The sequence below is a fragment of the Rhizobium sp. BK251 genome (genome assembly GCF_004345245.1).
GTDB lineage: Bacteria > Pseudomonadota > Alphaproteobacteria > Rhizobiales > Rhizobiaceae > Rhizobium.
Genome location: NZ_SLUQ01000001.1, coordinates 449,398 through 468,637, shown reverse-complemented (window position 1 = coordinate 468,637; position 19,240 = coordinate 449,398). Strand labels below are relative to the sequence as shown.

Below are 19,240 nucleotides of genomic sequence, written 5' to 3'. Positions count from 1 at the left end.
CGGACACCATGTCCTGTGGATCGTGACAGCGTTCATCGATAGGCTGGGAGCCATGACGACACGCCTCTATGAACACCCGATCTTCCTCGAGCACGTTACACCGCCGGGGCATCCAGAGCGCGCCGACAGGCTGCGCTCGCTCAACATCGCGCTCGAGCATCCGAATTTCGCCCGGCTCGACCGCAAGCAGGCGCCGCAGGCAAGCGAGGACGCCGTCCTTCTCGCCCATCCCGAGGAGCATCTGCTGGCGGTCATGCGGCAGATTCCCGAGGAGGAAGACCGCATCAACCAGCTGGAAGCCGACACCTACGCCAGCAGCAAGAGCCTGCAGGCGGCGCTGACCGGCGTGGGTGCGGCCATGGCCGCCGTCGACGACGTGTTCTCCGGTGCTGCGGACAACGTCTTCGTCGCAGCCCGGCCGCCGGGACACCATGCGGAAAAAACCACCGCGATGGGTTTCTGTTTCTTCAACAATGCCGCGATTGCCGCCCGCCACGCCCAGAAGGCCCATGGCGCCGAGCGCATCGCCATCGTCGACTGGGACGTGCATCACGGCAACGGCACCCAGGACATCTTCTGGGACGACCCTTCCGTGCTCTTCTGCTCGACCCACCAGATGCCGCTCTATCCCGGCACCGGCGCCCTTCAGGAAACCGGCACCCACAATACGATCGTCAATGCCCCCCTCTCGCCGAACACCGGCAGCGATCATTTCCGCGAGGCCTTCAAGTCTCGCGTGCTGCCCGCGCTTCACGATTTCCGCCCGGATCTGATCATCATCTCGGCGGGCTTCGACGCGCATCACCGCGATCCGCTGGCACAGATCAACCTCGTCGGCGAGGATTTCGACTGGGCAACGGGGCGGCTTCTCGAGGTGGCCGACCGGAGCGCGAGGAACCGGGTCGTCAGCCTGCTGGAAGGCGGCTATGATCTGGAAGGCCTCGCCGAATCGGCCGGCCTCCACATACTGAGAATGATAAAGGGTTGACGATGACTGACAGCGCCAGACCGGACGTTTCCGGCTATTCCTTCGAAAAGGCGGTGGCCGAACTCGAAAGCATCGTGGCGCGGCTGGAACGCGGCGACGTGGCGCTCGACGAATCCATCGAGATCTATGAGCGCGGCGAGGCGCTGAAGAAGCATTGCGAAGCGCTTCTGACGGCCGCGGAAAACCGTATCGAGAAGATCAGGCTCGACCGTGCCGGCAAGCCGCAGGGTGTCGAGCCGCTCGACGGGGCCTGAGGCACCTATCCTCGAGGACGCTGGCTCCCGGCGAATGACCGGGATATCATCCCCGAAGGCCGATATCCGAGGGGGCGAATACGAATGACGGACAGGTTGATAGGCAAGGTCGCCATCATTTCAGGTGGCGCGACGGGCATGGGCGGCGCGGCCTCGAGGCTGTTTGCGGCAGAAGGCGCGCGCGTAGCGATCATCGACCGCAACGGCGATGCTGCGGCGCAGACGGTCGAGGCCATCCGCGATGCCGGCGGCGAGGCCGACTACTGGGCCGCAGACGTCTCGGACGAAAAGGCGGTGAACACAGCCGTCGCCGGCGTCGAGGAGCGCTACGGCGCCGTGACCGTGCTTTTCAACCATGCCGGCACCATCGTCATCAAGCCGTTCCTGGAAACCACGCTGCAGGAGTGGGACTGGCTGCACGCCGTCAACGTGCGCTCGATGTTCCTGATGACGAAGGCCGTCCTGCCGAAGATGATTGCGGCTGGCGGCGGATCGATCGTCTGCACCTCGTCGATTTCGGCGGTTGCCGCCACGCCGATGGAAGTGCTTTACGACACCACCAAGGGCGCGGTGCACATGTTTGCGCGCGCCATTGCCGTTGAGTTCCGCGACCGCAACATTCGCTGCAATGCCGTCTGCCCCGGCTTCATCCGCACGCCGCACGGGTTGCGTGAGGTCAGCGAGCTGCAGGCGCTCGGCGTCGATGTTTCCGATGCCGCGATCGCTGCCCAGCAGGGGCGGATCGGCGAGCCGGAAGATGTCGCGCGTGCCGCACTTTATCTGGCCAGCGACGAGTCCAGTTTCGTCAACGGCGCCCACCTCTTCGTCGACAACGGCTTCACGGCGATCTGAGCCGGGCCATCAGACCTTTCCCAATCCACCGCCGGGCGCTATGTCTGGTCGGAGCATTCGCCACTGGAGAAACGCCCATGTCCTTCTTCCCCGGTAAGGATCCCCTGCCCGGCGACGCATTTGCCTGCAACGCCATCGAGAACCTGATCATCCCGCGGACCACAGATCTTGGCGGTTTTTCCGTGCGCCGCGCGCTTCCTACGCGGGAGCGCCGGCTCGTCGGACCGTTCATCTTCTTCGACCGCATGGGACCTGCCATCCTGAAGGCCGGCGAAGCTCTCGACGTCCGGCCGCATCCGCATATCGGCCTTTCGACTGTTACCTATCTCTTCGACGGCGAGATTCGCCATCGCGACAGCCTGGGAACCGAAAAGGTCATTCAGCCCGGCGACATCAACCTGATGACGGCGGGCCGCGGCATCGTGCACTCGGAGCGCACACCCGACAAACTGCGCGGCCATCCGCTGTCGATTTCCGGGCTGCAGACGTGGCTCGCCCTTCCCGACGACAAGGAAGAGATCGACCCGGCATTCGCCCACACGGAAAAGAGCGACCTGCCGCTGATCGACGCCGACGGCGCGCGCGGACGCCTCGTGATCGGCAGTTTCGAGGGACTGACCTCGCCGGTCGGGGTCTACTCGGACACGCTCTATGCGGATCTCGAACTGCAGCCGAATGTCCGCTTCCCGTTCGGCGCGGCACACGAAGAGCGCGCGATCTACATCCTCGCAGGCTCCCTGATCGTCGCCGGCGACCGTTTCGAGGCCGACCAACTCCTCGTATTCCGCCCGGGTGACGAGATCACCCTGCAGGGCGGCGAGCAAGGCTGTCACATGATGCTTTTCGGTGGTGCGACGCTGAATTCCAAGCGCTACATCTGGTGGAATTTCGTTTCTTCCTCCAAGGAGCGCATCGAGAAAGCCAAGGAAGAGTGGCGAACAGGTCACTTCGACATTGTTCCGGGGGATGAAGAGGAGTTCATCCCTTTGCCGGAGGGTTGATCTCCTCTAGAATGGGAACCTTGCGGTCCATGAAATAGACGTCTTTTGCCGCAAAGGACGATGGAGTAAAGGCGAGCCCCCGCCCAATAACAGCAAGAAAGAGCATCAGCCCGTGACAGAATTGCCCGTGACGCCCCTGCTGGATCAGGTCGAGTTTCCTGCAGACCTGCGAAAGCTGGACGATCGAGACTTGCCGCAGCTCGCCCGCGAAGTGCGCGACGAGATGATCGATGCGGTATCGCGCACCGGCGGACATCTGGGTGCGGGCCTAGGCGTGGTCGAGCTCACCATCGCGATTCACAAGGTTTTCGAGACGCCCAGCGACCGGCTGATCTTCGACGTTGGGCATCAGTGCTATCCGCACAAGATCCTGACCGGCCGGCGCGAACGCATCCGCACGCTACGGCAGGAAGACGGCCTCTCCGGCTTCACCCGGCGCGCCGAAAGCGAATATGATCCCTTCGGCGCGGCGCATTCCTCCACCTCGATCTCGGCCGGGCTCGGCATGGCGGTTGCCGCCGACCTCGAAAAGACCGATCGCAAGGTGATCGCCGTCATCGGTGACGGCGCCATGTCGGCAGGCATGGCCTATGAGGCGCTGAACAATGCCGGGGCCCTCGATGCCCGGCTGATCGTCATCCTCAACGACAACGACATGTCGATCGCCCCGCCTACGGGCGCGATGAGCGCCTATCTGGCGCGACTTGCCTCGGGACGCACCTACATGGGCTTCCGCGAATTCGGCAAGAAGCTGACGGCCTATCTCGGCAAGAATGTCGACCGGGCACTCACCCGCGCGGTCGAGCATGCGCGCGGCTACGTGACCGGCGGGACGATGTTCGAGGAGATGGGCTTCTACCATATCGGCCCGATCGACGGACATTCCTTCGAACACCTGCTGCCGGTGCTCCGCAACGTGCGTGACAATGCCCGCGGCCCGGTTCTTATCCATGTCGTGACCCAGAAGGGCAAGGGCTACGCGCCGGCCGAAGCGGCCGCAGACAAGTATCACGGCGTCAACAGGTTCGACGTCATCACCGGTGCTCAGGCCAAGGTGAAGCCGAACGCGCCGAGCTACACCAGCGTGTTTGCCGAGGCGCTCGTTCAGGAGGCCGGCTATGACGACAAGATCGTCGGCATCACAGCCGCCATGCCGAACGGTACCGGCATCGACAAGCTTGCCGAGGCCTTTCCGTCGCGCACCTTCGACGTTGGCATCGCCGAACAGCATGCAGTGACCTTCGCGGCCGGGCTTGCGGCCGAGGGCTTCAAGCCGTTCTGCGCCCTCTATTCCACCTTCCTGCAGCGCGGCTACGACCAAGTTGTCCACGACGTGGCGATCCAGGGTCTGCCGGTTCGCTTCCCGATCGATCGCGCCGGCTTCGTCGGCGCAGACGGACCGACCCATGCCGGCTCCTTCGACACGACCTTCCTCGCGACGCTGCCGGGCTTCGTCGTGATGGCCGCGGCGGATGAGGCGGAACTGAAGCACATGGTGCGCACGGCCGCCGCCTATGATGCCGGTCCGATTTCCTTCCGCTATCCGCGTGGCGAGGGCGTCGGCGTCGACCTGCCCGCGCGCGGTGAGATCCTGCAGATCGGCAAGGGTCGTGTCGTCAAGCAAGGCACCAAGGTGGCGCTTCTTTCGTTCGGCACGCGCCTCGCCGATTGTCTGCTTGCCGCCGAAGACCTCGATGCGGCGGGGCTTTCCACCACCGTCGCCGATGCGCGCTTCGCCAAGCCGCTCGACCTCGATCTCATCCGCCAGCTTGCCACCAACCATGAGGTAATGATCACCGTCGAGGAAGGTGCCGTCGGCGGCTTCGGCAGCCATGTGATGCAATACCTCGCCACGGAGGGCCTGCTCGACCACGGCCTGAAGATCCGCTCGCTGGTGATGCCCGACATCTGGATGGAGCAGGCCAAGCCGGAGGTGATGAACGCCCGTGCCGGTCTCGACCGCGCCGGCATCGTCTCCACCGTCTTCAAGACGCTGGGACGTAGCCTGATCGTCGGCGCGGCGGGATAACGCTGCGCCTGACAAGCAGCGGCATACCAACATATCCAATGGAAAAGGGCAGCCTTGTGGGCTGCCGGCAAAGACCGTATCGGCCGCAGCTTTGGACAGCACGCCGGATATTGCCGTCATTCCGGCCTTGAGCCGGAATCCAACTGGCGAACGTCTGTGAGCCGAGAGGACCCGTATACTGAGGGTCTTTCGCGCCGCCGACGCGGCGCTGCTGGACCCCGGATCAAGTCCGGGGTGACGGGTGGGCGAGGTTACGCGCCTCCACAGTAAAAAACGAAGGGCAGCCGTTGCGGGCTGCCCTTTTCAGTTTTCAAAGCACAATCAGGCGCCACTCTCCCGACAAGCAGGAGAGAGCGATCGCTGCGGTTCTCAGAACTCTTCCCACTCGTCCTGGGCGACGGCAGCAGCAGTTGCAGCCTTGCCGCCGAAGGCCTTTGCGACCGTGCGGCCAAGGACGCGCGCCGGTGACGGAGCGGGACGAGACTGCGGTGTCGCGGCAACCGGGCGGGGTTGCTCGGACGTCGCAGCGAGCTTGAACTGGCGCAGGAGGTCGTTCAGCGCGCCGGCTTCGCGGGCGAGCGTATGGCTTGCGGCCGTCTGCTCTTCCACCATCGCGGCGTTCTGCTGCGTGCCCTGGTCCATGTTGTTGACTGCCGTGTTGATCTCCTGGAGGCCGACCGACTGTTCGCGCGTCGCCGTGACGATCGCGCCGACATGCTGGTTGATCTCCTGCACTTCGCCGACGATCGCCTGCAGTGCCTTGCCGGTGTCGCCGACGAGCGAGACGCCGGTATTGACCTGGGTGCTGGAGGTGTTGATCAGCGCCTTGATTTCCTTGGCGGCGTTCGCAGAGCGCTGCGCCAACTCACGGACTTCCTGGGCGACGACAGCGAAGCCCTTGCCGGCATCACCGGCACGGGCTGCCTCGACACCGGCGTTCAGGGCAAGCAGGTTCGTCTGGAACGCGATGTCGTCGATCACGCTGATGATGTTGCTGATCTCGCCGGAAGACTTTTCGATCTGCTGCATGGCGTCGACCGCCTTGCGGACGACCTCGCCGGACTTCTCCGCGCCGAGGCGCGCGCGCTCAACGAGATGGCCGACGTCTTCCGCCCGCTTGGCGGAGTCGCGGACGGTCGTGGTGACCTCTTCCAGGGCTGCGGCGGTTTCTTCGACGGCGGCCGCCTGCTGTTCCGTGCGGCGTGCGAGATCGTCGGCAGCCGAGCGGATTTCGGCAGCGCCAGCATGGATCGCCGAAGCGTTCTGGCCGACGGCCTGAAGTGCGGCCTCCAGCTTGACGAGCGCGTTGTTGAAGTCGGTGCGCAGGCCATCGAACTGCGGGGCAAAACCCGTCTGGATGCGGTATGCGACATCGCCTTCGGCAAGGCTAGCGAGACCATTGGCAAGCGCCTCGATGGCAAAGCGGATATCGCCTTCCTCGCGAGCCTTCTGCTCGTCGGTCATCTGGCGCTGGCGCTCGGCGTCGCCGCGCATGCGCTCGGTCTCGCCGGCGAGGCGCTGCTTCTCGATTGCTGCCTCCTTGAAGACGACCACGGCCTGCGCCATCCGGCCAACTTCGTCGTGACGGTTCAGCGCCGGCACGTCGATGTTGTTTTCGCCGCTTGCAAGCCGGTCCATGGCGGCGGTCATGCCGACGATCGGACGAACGATGGTGCGCGAGAGCAGCCATGCGAGAGCCGCGGCAGCCAGTGCGGCGAAGACGCCGCCGAAGACGAGCGTCGCGATGAGGACGCTGTTGGCAGCGGCCTGGGTTGCCGCGAGCTCATCCGAATTTGCGCGAGCGGCAGCCTTGATCTTGGCCGAGGCCTGGCGGAAGCCATCGAGCTGGCCCTTGGTCTCGTTGACGCCGATCTTGACGACCTGGTCGATCGGCATGTCGGTTTCCTTGCGGGCCTTCGACTGCGGCTCGGCAAGTTCGTGGAAATAAAGGTCTGCGGCCTTCTGCATGGCGTCGATCTGCTGGGTGAAATCGGCATTGCCGGCTGCCGTTTCCTTGGCGGCGGCGATCGCCTTCAGCATGCGCTCGCGATTGGTGAAGATATCGCCATAGGTGCTGTCGCTGCGGAAGAGGATGAAACCGCGAAGGTTGACGGCCTGCTCCAGCATGGCCTGCAGGGCATCATCGATCTGGTTGACGAGTTGGCCGGAGCGGGCCTGCTCGATCGCGGCGCGTGCGGAAATCTGCGCCTTCGAATAGACGAAGGCGGAAACGGATACGAAGATCAGAATAAGCGCGGCAAAAGTGAGCCCGAGCTTGCCGTTGAGAGACATGTTCTTCACGGACATCAGAGGTAACGCCTCCTGTGCGTTGTCCAAAATGAATAGCAAACCTGCCGGACGGGGCGGCGCCGCCGGTCACGTTCTTATTCGGGGAAAGGGCATGATTGGCATGAAAATCGGAGATGCCATCATGGCAAACGCGGCGCGGGAATCACGGGCCTTGCAATCGAAGACGAAATTAAGGCCACATCTTTAAAATAAATTGAATCGCGTGGATCCGATCCCGACACGCCTTCTGTGCCATTTTCACGGGCCAGACGAGCCGCAAACGGGCTCCGCGCAACAAAAAGCTTGCAAGCGGGCGTCTTGGCCGTCATGCACAGCCGATGTCCGAACCGCAACGCCTCGACCAGCTCCTCGTCTCCCTTGGCATCTTCCCGAGCCGCTCCCGGGCGCGGGATGCCGTCCAGCGCGGGACGGTGAAGATCGGGGGCAAGGTCGTCACCAAGCCCAGCGCCGTCTTCGCGAGCACTGTCGAGGTCGCGGTCGACGACCCGGCCCAGGACTACGTCTCGCGCGCGGCACTGAAGCTCGTCGCGGCCCTCGACCATTTCGGTCTCGATCCAAGGGACCGGCACTGTCTCGACGTAGGCGCATCGACCGGCGGCTTCACCGAAGTCCTGCTGCAGCGCGGCGCGGCCCATGTCACCGCAATCGATGTCGGTCACGGCCAGATACATCCGCGCGTCGAGGACGATCCGCGCGTGACCAGTATCGAGGGCCTGAACGCCCGCAACCTGACCGCGGAGGACGTTGGCCATCCAGTCTCCTTCATCGTCTCCGATGTCTCCTTCATCTCGCTGAAGCTGGCGCTCGCCCCTGCCCTTTCGCTCGCTGAGCCGGGGGCCGGGTGCGTCCTGCTGGTGAAACCGCAATTCGAGGCAGGGCGGGATGCGATCGCGAAATCCGGTCTTCTCAAGGACCCTTCCTCGGCACCGGCGGTTGCGGCGGAGCTGGAGCGGTGGCTCGAGCAGGACATGGGCTGGACAAGCCTCGGCCTGATTGCCTCGCCGATTGCCGGCGGCGACGGCAACAAGGAATTTCTTCTCGCAGGACGCAAGCCATGAGCACCGAAACAGTAACGATCGAGAAGCTGGGCGCTCAGGGCGACGGCATTGCCCAGGGGCAGGACGGCCCGCTCTACGTGCCGTTTGCATTGCCGGGCGAAACCGTCGCGATCGCGCGGGTCAAGAACCATGGCACGCTGATGTCGATTGCCGCCCCCTCGCCCGATCGCCGCGATCCGGTCTGTCGCCACTTCGGCCCGGACGGCGTCAATGGCACCTGCGGCGGCTGCACGCTGCAGAACTATGCCGATGCGCCCTACCGCGCCTTCAAGCGGCAGCTGGTTGTCGATGCGCTCAAGTCACGCGGCCTGACGCATCCCGTCGACGACGTCATCCCGGCGCATCCGGGTGAGCGCCGGCGCCTCGTTCTTGCTGCCCGCAAGACCGAGAAGGACCTGCTGCTCGGCTTCAACCAGGCCGAGACGCACCACATCGTCGCGATCGAGGAATGTCCCATCTCCTCGCCGGCGATCATCTCGCGGCTGGCGGCGATCAAGGCAATCGGCAAGGCGCTTGCCGTCAATTCCGAAGCTTTCCGCATCACGGTGCTCGAGACACTGTCGGGTCTCGACCTCGACGTCGAAGGCATCCGCAAGCTCTCCGACCAGCAGCGGCGCCGCGCCGTCGAGACGATCCTCGGCCTGCGTGGCATCGCACGTGTCTCGCTCGATGGGGAGATTGTCGTCGAACCTTCGAAGCCCAGGATCGATTTCGGCGGTGTTCAGGTGACCCCGCCCGCCGGCGGCTTTACGCAGGCGACAAAGCCGGCCGAAGAAGCGATGGCGGAACTTGTGCTTGCCCACGCGGGCAAGGCAAAGCGCATCGCCGATCTCTTTGCCGGCTCGGGCACGTTTTCTCTGCGGCTCGCCCGTCTTGGCCGGGTGCATGCGGTTGAGGGAGAAGAAAAGGCGCTGGCTGCGCTCGATCATGCGGCGCGGAACACGCAGGGGCTGAAGCCGGTCACAGTTGAGCGGCGCGACCTCTACCGCCGGCCGTTGATGACGCAGGAGCTCAAGGCCTATGACCTCGTGGTCTTCGATCCGCCACGCGCCGGGGCAGAGTTCCAGTCCAAGGAACTTGCCCGCTCCGCCGTTGGCCGCGTCGTGGCCGTCAGCTGCAATCCGGTGACGCTTGCTCGCGACCTCGCGATCCTCGTGGAAGGCGGCTATCGCATTAAGCGCATCACGCCGATCGACCAGTTCCTCTGGACGTCGCATGTGGAGATCGTGGCAACGCTGGAAAAATAGGCCGGCCTTGCCATGATATTGAAGGATGGATCGAGGCGCCGCGCCTTCATGCGGCGGCGCGAAGCAGGATGTCCTCGAGTTCGTTGTCGAGCTCGCGCGCAACTTCCGTCACCCGCTCGTCACGGAACTGGCCGAAGAGCGACGAAGGCTTGTCATATTCTATGATCGCGTGGCCCTGGTCGTCCTCGTAGAGGATGATGCGCAATGGCGCGTAGAGAGCTGCACGCGTGTCGTGACGCGTCATCAGCGATGCGGTGATGGGATTGCCGATCTCGTACTGGAAGGCCTTGCGAACCTCACCGCTCGCCTTGAGCAGGCTGCCATGATCGCGCGTGACGAACAGCGAGAGTTTCGGACCATGCTCGCGTTGCCAGTCGACATGCTCCCGATCCCCCTTGCGAAGGAAAACAGTAACGGCGGGATCGAGCTGCGGGACGATGCGTTCGAGGGCGGCTTTGACATTCTCGAGCGACGCTTCGGATTCGATCCGCATATGCTCGATGGAGACCGTCGTGTGTGAGGGTACTGGCTGGCTCATGGATGCTCCTGAACGGTTCGGCTGGATCGGCATCTGCCCTGCGGGCTAGTGCATTCCTGCCCGCACGCTCATGAGCGGTGACGGGCCGGCTTTCCACCGATTTGCTGAAGGCCCTAAGGTTGCCTTCCCGGGTTTATGCGGCGGATAATGCGACCTCGCGGCCGGCGGGTCTTGAAGATTGCAATGGCGAGTATGACAGGAATGCTGTCTTGTCCGCCGGCCGGATCACGCCTTGCCGTAGGCCGCGAGGAACACGCGCACTCCCGCCGCAGCATGCCGCTTTAGCTCTTCAGGACCGGGGATTGCCTCGTCTCCCAGAAGCATGGCCTGGTTCAGGGGCGCGGACATGATCAACCAGTTGAAATGGGATGCCGCGAGGAGCGGATCGTCGATCGTGAGCAGCCCGCGCGCGGCGAGACGCTCGAAAACTGAAGCGAGGATGGACAGTGCGCGCATGGGTCCGCGTTCGTAAAGAACCTTCGCCAGTTCCGGGAAGCGACCCACCTCGCCGATGACCAGGCGGCGAAGCTGCATGATGCGCGGCGTCAATACGATCGTGAGCTGCCAGGCCGCATAGTTGCAAAGGTATTCGGCGAGATCCCCACCTTCCTCGAATTCAGACATCTCGTTGTGGACGGTGTCGCCAGCCGCGTTGGTCATGCTGGTCACGATCTCGACAAAGAGCGTCTCCTTCGTTTCGAAATGCTTGTAGACGGTCTGCTTCGACACGGCCGCGCGAGCGGCAATTTCGTCCATGTTCGTGCCGAGATATCCGCCGGCGAGGAACACGTCGGTCGCCGCTGCCAGGATAGCCCTTCGCTTCCGATCGGAGCGCCTGCCCTCTTCCGACACCGCTTCGTCACGAGGAGCCACCATTTTCACGCACCTTCACGAAAGAAACACACTCACTCACAGAACAGTACTGGACAGTCCAGTTTTTATCAATGTATCATACTGGACGGTCTAGTTCTGCTTTTGTCGGTCATTTCGATCTGAGAACAAAGGGGGCGGACAGGACCACGGTTCAGTAAACGCATCGCCTGCCAGCGGCCGACCGGCTCGTTCGGCGGCGAGGACCGATGGGAAATCTGCCGCATTCAAGAGGAGGAGAACGCAATGCATCAGGAAGTCCAATCGTCCCGGCTGAAAGTGCCGGGAGCTACAATCTACCATGAGGCGCGGGGTGAAGGGCCGCTGTTGCTGATCATTCCGGGTGGGCCGCAGGATGCCGGCGTCTTCGCCGGGCTCGCCCAGTTGCTCGCTGATCGCTACAAGGTCGTCGCTTACGATCCGCGCGGAAATTCGCGCAGCGCCTTTGACGGAGAGCCGACCGAGCTGAACGTGGACATGCAGGCCGACGATGCCGCGCGGCTGATCGAAGAGCTCGGCGCGGGGCCTGCCCATGTGTTCGGCACGAGCGGTGGTGCTCAGATCGGGCTGAGCCTCGCGGCGCGCCATCCCGAGCGGGTAGCAGTCCTCGTCGCCCATGAGCCGCCCGCGATCAACATGCTCGATGATCCTTCCGCGGAACTGGCAGCCGCGAAGGAGATCCACGATGTGTATCGCAGCCAGGGCGTGGACGCTGCGATGGCTCGTTTCTTCGCGATCAACGGGCTCGAAGGCGGGCCGGGCGGCGAGGATGGGCCGCCGGAATTCGAGCCCTCCCCCGAGGACGCCGAGACCTTTGCCCGGGTCAGCGGAAATTTCGATTATTGGCTCGCCCACGGCATCATGCCGCTTTCGCTCTATCGCCCGGATGTCGAGACGTTGCGCAAGGGGCGTCCCCGCGTCATCGTGGGCATCGGCGAGCAATCGGAGGGGCAGCCCATCTACGACATGGGGCTTGCGGTAGCAAAGGGCCTCGGCAGCGAGCCGCAGATGTTCCCCGGAGATCACATGGGCTTCGAGCTCCACGCCGAACTCTTTGCCGAGACATTGCATCAGGCTTTCAGCGCCGACGATCTGAAAAAGAATGACGCGCGGCGAGCGGGCACCGCCTGAGAAAGGAGAACCGACAATGCACATACAGTTTGCCGAGCTTCCGGTCTTCAACCAGGATCGAGCCAAGCAATTCTACGCCGACCATTTCGGCTGCGAGACCATCGCCGATGCGCCCATGGGCGAGGACGGATGGCGTTGGATCGAGCTGAAATTTCCCGGCGCCGAGACCGCGCTGCACTTCAACAGGCGCAAGGACGAGACGCCCTCGGCGGAACCCGTGATGGTACTGGTCGACGGCAATGTCGAGGCAACGGTGAAAAAGCTGAAGTCCCGCGGTGTGGAAATCATCACGGAACCGCAGCAGGCGCCTTGGCAACCCGGCCGCACCATAGCGGAGTTTCGCGACAGCGAGGGAAACCGCATGGTACTGGGCAGCTGACGGCCGACTGACACATTCCGCCGGCCACAAGCGACGCGGTCTACTCACGTCGCGTGGCCGGCGCATTTTCGTTTGGCGATACCGGCCAAATGCGTCCTATGAGTGCGCCACCTGCTGCGTCAGAAAATCGCCAAGCTGGTCGAGTTGCGCGGAGATGCCCTGTTGCCGGTATTCCGGCTTGTCGCCGCCGTCGAGTATCGTCATCTGCTCGGTCAGCACCAGCCTCGTCTGCTTGCCCGCCGGCATAAGTTCCACGGTGGTCAGCGAGACCGAGATTCGCTTCTCGTTGTGCGTCATGCTGTAGCTGTAGACGATCCTCTCATTGGCAACGATGTCCTCGTAGTGCGCATAGGCGGCAAGCCTTGCGTCATCGAAGCGGAAGTGGGTCACGTCGCGGCCGCCAACCCGGAAATCGTTCTCCTGCGAGGTCGTCTCGAAGCCCTCGCCGATCGCCTCCCATTGCGCCCTCGCCTGCGGATCTGCCCAGGCGGCAAAGACCCGGGAAGCCGAGGCGTCATAGGTGCGCTCTATGGAGAAGGTGGAATGTGTCGCGCTGCGCTCAATCATGATCTTCCTCCGTCAGTTGGGTTGGTGCGTCCGGTTCGCCCGGATTTGCCTTCAGATATTCCGCAAGCCGGTCGAGACTCCGCTCCCAATGGGTGCACCGTTCGCTGATCCAACGCTCGGCCACAGTCAAAGCGGCCGGCTCGATACGGCAGGTTCTCACGCGCCCCGTCTTCTCCGAGCGGACTAGACCGCTGGTCTCCAGCACCCTCAAATGCTGCATGACTGACGGCAGCGACATCGCAAGTGGCTCAGCCAACTCACTGACCGAGGCCGGCCCCTTGCACAGTCGGTCCACCATGCTGCGCCGGGCTGGATCGGCGAGCGCCTGGAACATGAGGTCGAGCTCGAATGATTGGTTAAGCATTTGCCTAAGTATAACGGCAAGCGGCATCGCGTCAAGCGATAGTTAGTCAATTAATTAAGTATTCACTCAGCGCTTCAGGAAGGTCTCGAAGGCGGCGCGTGCTTCGGCGCTCTTCAGCCGGTTGGAGAAGTGACGTGCCTCCTCATCGATCCGGGCCAGAACCTCGTCGGGCGTTCCGCGGATCAGCTCGCGCGTGATCCGCAACGCTTCCGGCGGCCTTGCCGCGAGCTTTGCTGCAACCGCCAGCGTCTCGGCCTCCAGCCTGGCCGGTTCCGTCACCTTCCATATTAGGCCGGCTTCCTTGGCCTCCGCGGCCGAAAAGCCTTCGCCGGCAGCGAGAAGCGCGAAGGCGCGCTGGTGACCCATCAGCCGCGGCGCGATCAGGCTTGAGGCTGCCTCCGGCACGAGCCCCAGGTCCACAAAGGGCGTCTTGAACAAGCTGCGATCCGAAGCGACGGTCATGTCGCAGTGAAGATGCATGGTGGTGCCGATCCCGATTGCTAGGCCGTCGACGCCGGAGACGAGAGGTTTCCTTGCGGTGGCCAGCGCCTGCAGAAATTCGAGGAGCTCGCTTCCCAACCCGTCGCCCATCGAGACCGCAAGGAAATCGGCGAGGTCGTTGCCGGCGGAAAAGCAGCCGTCGGTGCCCAGGAACACGGTTACGCGCGTCGCCGGATCGGCATCGGCAGCCTTCAGCGCCTGCGTCATGCGGGCATACATGGCGCGCGTGATGGCGTTCTTCTTTTCCGGCCGGTTGAAGCGGATCACCTGCGCGCCGGGAACGGCCTCGGGACGTTCAACGAGAATATAATCCGACATTTTCGCTTCCTCAGTTCAGTGCGGCGCGCGCCGCTTCAAGGCTTGCAGCGCCGCTGATTACACAGTCGCTGAGAGCCTGCGTCTCCGCGAGCATGTTCTCCGCCGCGAAGCGGCAGAGCGCAATGCGACCCTCTCCCGCACCGTCCTCGACCTTTGCAAGGCCGCCCTTGGCGAGATAGGCGCCGGTCAGGACAAGTCCGAACAGCCGCTGGTAAGGCGTGGCACCCGAAAGCGCTTCGGCAACCTTGCCCTCCGCCTGCCGCGCAAGCAGCCATTCGGTGGCTCTCTCCAGCGCATCCAGGGCCGCCACCAGGCGATCGGCCGTTTCCCCGAAACCATCGAGATTGGAGGCGCGCACCTCGGCCGCGAGATCCCGCAGTTCCGCAATGAAGCCACGGACATGCGCGCCGCCGGAAAGGGGAAGCTTGCGGGTCACGAGGTCGATCGCCTGGATGCCGTTCGTACCCTCGTAGATCGGCGCGATGCGCGCATCGCGCAGGTAGCGGGCCGCACCTGTCTCCTCGATGAAACCCATGCCACCATGCACCTGGATGCCGAGGGAGGCCACGTCGACGCCGACGTCGGTGGAGAAGGCCTTTGCGATCGGCGTCAGAAGCGCCGCCCGCTCCTGCCAGTATTGAGCGCGCTCCCCGGCCCGGCCCGCCATGTCCACGGCGTGGGCGCAGGCATAGCAGATGGCGCGCGAGCCCTGCGTAAGTGACTTCATGGTCAGGAGCATGCGGGCGACATCGGGATGATCGATGATCGGGCTCATGCCCGTTCCGGTCCAGCCCGGCGCGCGGCCCTGTACACGCTCCCTCGCGTAATGCAGCGCCTTCTGCGTGGCCGCCTCGGCTATCGCGACACCCTCCAGGCCGACGGCCAGGCGCGCATTGTTCATCATCGTGAACATGCAGACCATGCCCTTGTTCTCCTCACCGACAAGCCAGGCGACTGCGCCCTTTTCCTCACCGAACTTTCCGTCGCCATAGATCATGGTGCAGGTCGGGGCGCCATGGATGCCGAGCTTGTGCTCGAGGGAATGGCAGAAGATATCGTTTCGTGCGCCGAGCGATCCATCCGCATTGACGAGGAATTTCGGCACGAGGAAGAGCGAGATGCCACGAGTGCCGGGCGGCGAGTCCGGTAGCCTGGCGAGTACAATATGGACGATGTTGTCCACCGCGTCGTGGTCGCCCCAGGTGATGAAGATCTTCTGGCCGAACAGGCGGTAAGTTCCGTCCGGCCGGCGCTCGGCGCGCATCTTCAGCGCGCCGACGTCCGAACCTGCATACGGCTCCGTCAGGTTCATGGTGCCGCTCCATTCGCCGGAGACGAGCTTTCCAAGATAGGTCTCCTGCAGATAGGGGCTGCCGTGGGCGACCAGGGCCTCAACTCCGGCCATCGTCAGCGTCGGTCCGAGCGCAAAGGCCGTCGAGCCGGAGTTCCACATTTCGAGGGCGGCGACATTCAGCATGTGCGGAAGGGCCTGCCCGCCATATTCCTCCGGCGCGGTCAAACCGTTCCAGCCGCCGGCGATCCAGTCCCGATAGAGATCGGCCCAGCCATCGGGGATCCTGACCTCGCCGTCGACCAGCCTTGCGCCCTGCCGGTCTCCGATGTCGGCAAGCGGAGCGACCTCATCGCTGGCAAAACGCCCCGCTTCCAGCAGAATGGCATCGACGAGGTCCTCGCTCAGTTCACCGAGCAATCCGGCGTCGAGCGCCTCCTTCATGCCCACAACATGCTTCAGGGTGAACGCGATCTCATCGACAGGTGCCTTGTACATGCGATCCTCCTGCTCTTGCGCTTCCGGCTCCCATGCGGGTGCTCCACGGCCCACAAAGGAGCCGGCTCCACCTGCCCAATGGCTAGTTTATTTTTACGTAAACGTCAATTTCGAACCGTGCTTGCATCGTCCTCGATAAAGGCGCATCGAATGCCTGCCGCGTCTCTCGTGACGAGAACAGTATGCGCTTGCATAAACGATCGTCATGGAGAATCTCTAGGCTTGCACACCCCGGAATATAAGACCGAATACTGACATGGACACACTGCCCGCCAACATTCCCGGCCTCGTCTGGGCCTATCGCATCAACCGTGGCGCGGCAAAGCCCGCGCGGCTATCCAACGAAGCGCACAAGGGCGATCTCGCGGCCGAGGACGGATTCTTCTGGCTTCACCTCAATCTCGCCGATGCGCGCGTGCCGGCCCTCCTGGAGGAGATCGAGGGCCTTCCCGAACCGGTGCGGGCTGCCCTTACCACGCACGACACCCATGCCGCCGTCACGGTGGACGACCAGATGCTTTTCGGCACGCTGGTGGATTGCCAGCGCGAATTCGACCGCGACACGCGCGACCTCGGCTGGCTGCATTTCGCCATTTCCGATCGCTTCATCATCACGACGCGCCTGCAGCCCTTGCGCAGCGTCGAGCGCGCCCGCATGGCGATCGAAAAGAATGCAGCGAAGTTCCAGCGGCCGGTCGACCTTTTCGAACTGCTGGTGGTCGAGTTCCAGCGTACCCTGATCTCGATCGTCATGGACATGACGGAAGAACTCAACGTGATCGAGGATTTCGTCTATGACAACGCTCCGCGCGACGAGCGGCGGCGTCTGGCCCCTGTGCGGCGGACGATCGTCAGGCTTCATCGGCACCTGCGCACGCTGCTGAGCCTGATGCGCCGCGCCGCGGCCTCGGACGACGATGAAATGCCCTTCGGCTTCGAGGAGATCGCCGGTCGCCTCACCGGCCGGCTGGAATCCGTGGATCATGACGTCTACGCGCTTCAGGAAAGGGCACGGCTGCTGCACGAGGAAATCGACTCGAAGCTCTCATCCGAGACGAACCGGCACCTCTACATTCTCTCGCTGATGACGGCCTTCCTGCTTCCGCCGACGCTCGTCACCGGCTTCTTCGGCATGAACACCTCGAATCTGCCTTTTGCCAGTGGCTCCAGCGGCGGCACGGAATATGCGGTGGCGCTCATCATCGCGTCGGTGCTCTTGGCCTGGTGGCTGCTGAAGCGGGTCAATATCCTCTGAACGAAGACGCCCGGCATCTCTGCCGGGCGCGAATACCATTCACAGATGTCCCTCGCCCTCAAAAGTAGGGCGAATAGCACTGCTGGCGCGGGCCGTAATAGGGCTGGAAGGTGTTGTCGTAGGACCTGTAGGAGCGGTAACGACTTTCGCACCAATAGACGTGGCGCGGGTTGATGCCGCCTGCCGGGGCAGCGTAGTAACGCGGCTGGCTGGCGATGGCCCCGCCGATGATGGCGCCGGCGCCGAAAGCCGCAAGCGGGAACCAGTAGTTGTTGTAGTAGCGATATCCCGACCGATAGTAGGGATAGCCGCGATAGCCGTTGTAGTAGCCGTACCGATAGGGCCGGTAGCCGCCGCCATAATAGGGCCTATAGCCGCCATAGTAGGGGCGGTAGCCGCGATATCCGCCGTAGCCACCGTATCCGCCGAAACCGCCGTAGTATCGGCCCGGGCTGCGGCGTTCATACTGGAACTGGACATTCTGGACGTCGGTTGCGGCAGGTACAGCTTGCGGGACCGCAGGCGCCTGCGGCAGCGGCATGGCTTGGCCCTGCACGAAACTCGACAAAAGCACGGCCGCAGAAACGGCCGCGGTTGCGATCCTCATGCTCAACCTACTCATTGTGAATCTCCAATCCTGAGCGGAATGACGCTTATGTATAACAACTGCGACGCTTCTGATTTGTTCCCCGCTGTTACTTCCGGGGAAATATCCGGAAAGTTTATCAAGAATTTCTAACAGAACCAATATTAACCGGGCATTAACCGGCCATACCCAACCTATTCCGATGGCGGGATTCTGGCGGGTGCTAAACTTGCATGCGGTCCTTCTGGCGCTGGCCCTGGCCGCGCCGGCGCACGATGCGGCGAGTGCCGATCGCGGGCCTTGGCGCGACACGAAAAACGCCCTCGTCATCGATGCCTACGAACTTAACATGATAGACTGGGATGCGCTCCTCCAGGACAGACGCATCGCCGGCTTCATCTCCAAGGCGTCGGACGGCCTGCCGGAAAGCTTCAGCTGCGATGGCGACCATGCGGGCGATACCGTCGCGCACTGCAAGACCATGTGGCGGAAATATGCGGTGAGCCGCGAACTCTACCAGACGCGCCGCATGGTGGCGCGCGCCAACGGCCTGCTCTGGGGCGCCTATCACCTCGCCCGCCCCGGCAATCCGGTGGACCAGGCCAATCACTTTCTCGCTTACGCCGATCCGAAGCCTGACGAGCTCATGGCCCTCGACATAGAGGGGATCGACCCCGAAAAATACATGTCGCTCGAGGACGCGCAGATCTTTGCCGGGCACATCAAGACGCGCACGGGGCGCTATCCGATCCTCTACACGAACCACGATACGGCTAGGTATATCGCGGCGCATAGGCGCGAGTATCCGATCCTGTCGCGGCTGCCGCTCTGGTATGCGCGCTACAAGCCCGACATCGTCGGTGTCTTTCCCCTCGGCAACTGGGAGAACTATGCGCTCTGGCAATTCTCGTCGGCTACGAACTGCAGCAAGAGAAAATGCCCTTACCGCGTGACCGGAACGTTGAGGGATATCGACGTCAATGTCGTTCCGATGGGCAAGCAGCACCTCGCAAAGATATGGCCACATGGCCACCTTTTGCCGGCAAAGCCGCTGGAACCGGAAATCATGATTGCGGCAGCGAAATCCTGCACATGGCAGCTGCCCGCCATGCCGTTCCCACTCGACCCGATCGTCACCTCATCGATCGGTTCCAAGCCACGTGGGGGGAGGCCCGCGGACTGAGCTGTTCGCGTGCGCGAAGA

19 protein-coding genes are annotated in these 19,240 nt (G+C 63.3%); 11 read left to right on the top strand and 8 right to left on the bottom strand.

The window, feature by feature from the left end; genetic code table 11:
- Positions 1–52 precede the first annotated feature (52 nt).
- The 5 genes from EV286_RS02190 to dxs all read left to right on the top strand — a co-directional run bounded on the left by EV286_RS02190 (position 53) and on the right by dxs (position 5,124).
- Positions 53–988 carry a histone deacetylase family protein gene (locus EV286_RS02190; protein WP_132955359.1) on the top strand — a complete coding sequence of 312 codons (936 nt, stop codon included), beginning with the start codon at positions 53–55 and terminating at the stop codon, positions 986–988.
- A 2-nt stretch (positions 989–990) separates the two neighbouring features.
- Positions 991–1,242 carry an exodeoxyribonuclease VII small subunit gene (locus tag EV286_RS02185; RefSeq protein WP_132955358.1) on the top strand — a complete coding sequence of 84 codons (252 nt, stop codon included), beginning with the start codon at positions 991–993 and terminating at the stop codon, positions 1,240–1,242.
- 84 nt (positions 1,243–1,326) lie between these two features.
- Entirely contained in the window at positions 1,327–2,094 is a 768-nt protein-coding gene (locus EV286_RS02180; RefSeq protein ID WP_132955357.1) for an SDR family oxidoreductase, read from the top strand.
- A gap of 77 nt (positions 2,095–2,171) precedes the next feature.
- The gene (locus EV286_RS02175; RefSeq protein WP_132955356.1) at positions 2,172–3,095 is read left to right on the top strand and encodes a pirin family protein; all 924 of its coding nucleotides are present in this window, start codon (positions 2,172–2,174) and stop codon (positions 3,093–3,095) included.
- Between the two features lie 112 nt (positions 3,096–3,207).
- Positions 3,208–5,124, top strand: coding sequence for a 1-deoxy-D-xylulose-5-phosphate synthase (dxs, locus tag EV286_RS02170; RefSeq protein WP_132955355.1), 1,917 nt, complete (start codon positions 3,208–3,210; stop codon positions 5,122–5,124).
- A 369-nt stretch (positions 5,125–5,493) separates the two neighbouring features.
- Here dxs and EV286_RS02165 read toward each other — a convergent pair whose 3' ends face one another.
- Entirely contained in the window at positions 5,494–7,431 is a 1,938-nt protein-coding gene (locus EV286_RS02165; RefSeq protein WP_132955354.1) for a methyl-accepting chemotaxis protein, read from the bottom strand.
- Between the two features lie 320 nt (positions 7,432–7,751).
- Between EV286_RS02165 and EV286_RS02160 the strand changes: the two genes are divergently transcribed.
- The gene (locus tag EV286_RS02160; RefSeq protein WP_132955353.1) at positions 7,752–8,492 is read left to right on the top strand and encodes a TlyA family RNA methyltransferase; all 741 of its coding nucleotides are present in this window, start codon (positions 7,752–7,754) and stop codon (positions 8,490–8,492) included.
- Positions 8,489–9,739 carry a class I SAM-dependent RNA methyltransferase gene (locus EV286_RS02155; protein WP_132955352.1) on the top strand — a complete coding sequence of 417 codons (1,251 nt, stop codon included), beginning with the start codon at positions 8,489–8,491 and terminating at the stop codon, positions 9,737–9,739. The genes EV286_RS02160 and EV286_RS02155 overlap by 4 nt, the downstream gene beginning before the upstream one ends.
- Before the next feature lie 46 nt (positions 9,740–9,785).
- Here the strand turns inward: EV286_RS02155 and EV286_RS02150 are convergent, their stop codons facing one another.
- Positions 9,786–10,277 (bottom strand): DUF302 domain-containing protein, encoded by a 492-nt coding sequence (locus EV286_RS02150; RefSeq protein ID WP_132955351.1) that lies wholly within the window; start codon positions 10,275–10,277, stop codon positions 9,786–9,788.
- Positions 10,278–10,502: 225 nt separating this feature from the next.
- Positions 10,503–11,153: a TetR/AcrR family transcriptional regulator gene (locus tag EV286_RS02145; RefSeq protein WP_132955350.1), complete on the bottom strand. Its 651-nt coding sequence runs from the start codon at positions 11,151–11,153 to the stop codon at positions 10,503–10,505.
- Positions 11,154–11,393: 240 nt separating this feature from the next.
- Here EV286_RS02145 and EV286_RS02140 point away from each other — a divergent pair, with 240 nt between their 5' ends.
- Together EV286_RS02140 and EV286_RS02135 are read left to right on the top strand one after the other, a co-directional pair.
- Complete coding sequence (locus EV286_RS02140; protein WP_132955349.1) at positions 11,394–12,278, top strand: alpha/beta hydrolase; 885 nt, start codon at positions 11,394–11,396, stop codon at positions 12,276–12,278.
- 16 nt (positions 12,279–12,294) lie between these two features.
- The gene (locus EV286_RS02135) at positions 12,295–12,657 is read left to right on the top strand and encodes a VOC family protein (RefSeq protein ID WP_132955348.1); all 363 of its coding nucleotides are present in this window, start codon (positions 12,295–12,297) and stop codon (positions 12,655–12,657) included.
- Between the two features lie 96 nt (positions 12,658–12,753).
- On the opposite strand, the gene EV286_RS02130 is transcribed toward EV286_RS02135, so the two are convergent.
- The 4 genes from EV286_RS02130 to EV286_RS02115 all read right to left on the bottom strand — a co-directional run bounded on the left by EV286_RS02130 (position 12,754) and on the right by EV286_RS02115 (position 16,196).
- A complete protein-coding gene (locus tag EV286_RS02130; RefSeq protein WP_132955347.1) occupies positions 12,754–13,224 on the bottom strand; it encodes an SRPBCC family protein in 471 nt (156 codons plus the stop codon).
- Positions 13,217–13,588 (bottom strand): metalloregulator ArsR/SmtB family transcription factor, encoded by a 372-nt coding sequence (locus EV286_RS02125; RefSeq protein ID WP_132955346.1) that lies wholly within the window; start codon positions 13,586–13,588, stop codon positions 13,217–13,219. Before EV286_RS02125 ends, EV286_RS02130 begins: the two co-directional genes overlap by 8 nt.
- Positions 13,589–13,654: 66 nt before the next feature.
- On the bottom strand, positions 13,655–14,407 hold the full coding sequence (locus EV286_RS02120; RefSeq protein WP_132955345.1) for a crotonase/enoyl-CoA hydratase family protein: 753 nt from the start codon (positions 14,405–14,407) through the stop codon (positions 13,655–13,657).
- 10 nt (positions 14,408–14,417) lie between these two features.
- The gene (locus EV286_RS02115; RefSeq protein WP_132955344.1) at positions 14,418–16,196 is read right to left on the bottom strand and encodes an acyl-CoA dehydrogenase; all 1,779 of its coding nucleotides are present in this window, start codon (positions 16,194–16,196) and stop codon (positions 14,418–14,420) included.
- Between the two features lie 256 nt (positions 16,197–16,452).
- On the opposite strand from EV286_RS02115, the gene EV286_RS02110 reads away from it, so the two are divergent.
- The gene (locus EV286_RS02110; protein ID WP_132955343.1) at positions 16,453–17,451 is read left to right on the top strand and encodes a transporter; all 999 of its coding nucleotides are present in this window, start codon (positions 16,453–16,455) and stop codon (positions 17,449–17,451) included.
- Positions 17,452–17,509: 58 nt separating this feature from the next.
- Here EV286_RS02110 and EV286_RS02105 read toward each other — a convergent pair whose 3' ends face one another.
- Complete coding sequence (locus EV286_RS02105) at positions 17,510–18,073, bottom strand: BA14K family protein (RefSeq protein ID WP_132955342.1); 564 nt, start codon at positions 18,071–18,073, stop codon at positions 17,510–17,512.
- A 166-nt stretch (positions 18,074–18,239) separates the two neighbouring features.
- Between EV286_RS02105 and EV286_RS02100 the strand changes: the two genes are divergently transcribed.
- On the top strand, positions 18,240–19,220 hold the full coding sequence (locus EV286_RS02100) for a GH25 family lysozyme (RefSeq protein ID WP_132955341.1): 981 nt from the start codon (positions 18,240–18,242) through the stop codon (positions 19,218–19,220).
- Positions 19,221–19,240: the final 20 nt, after the last annotated feature.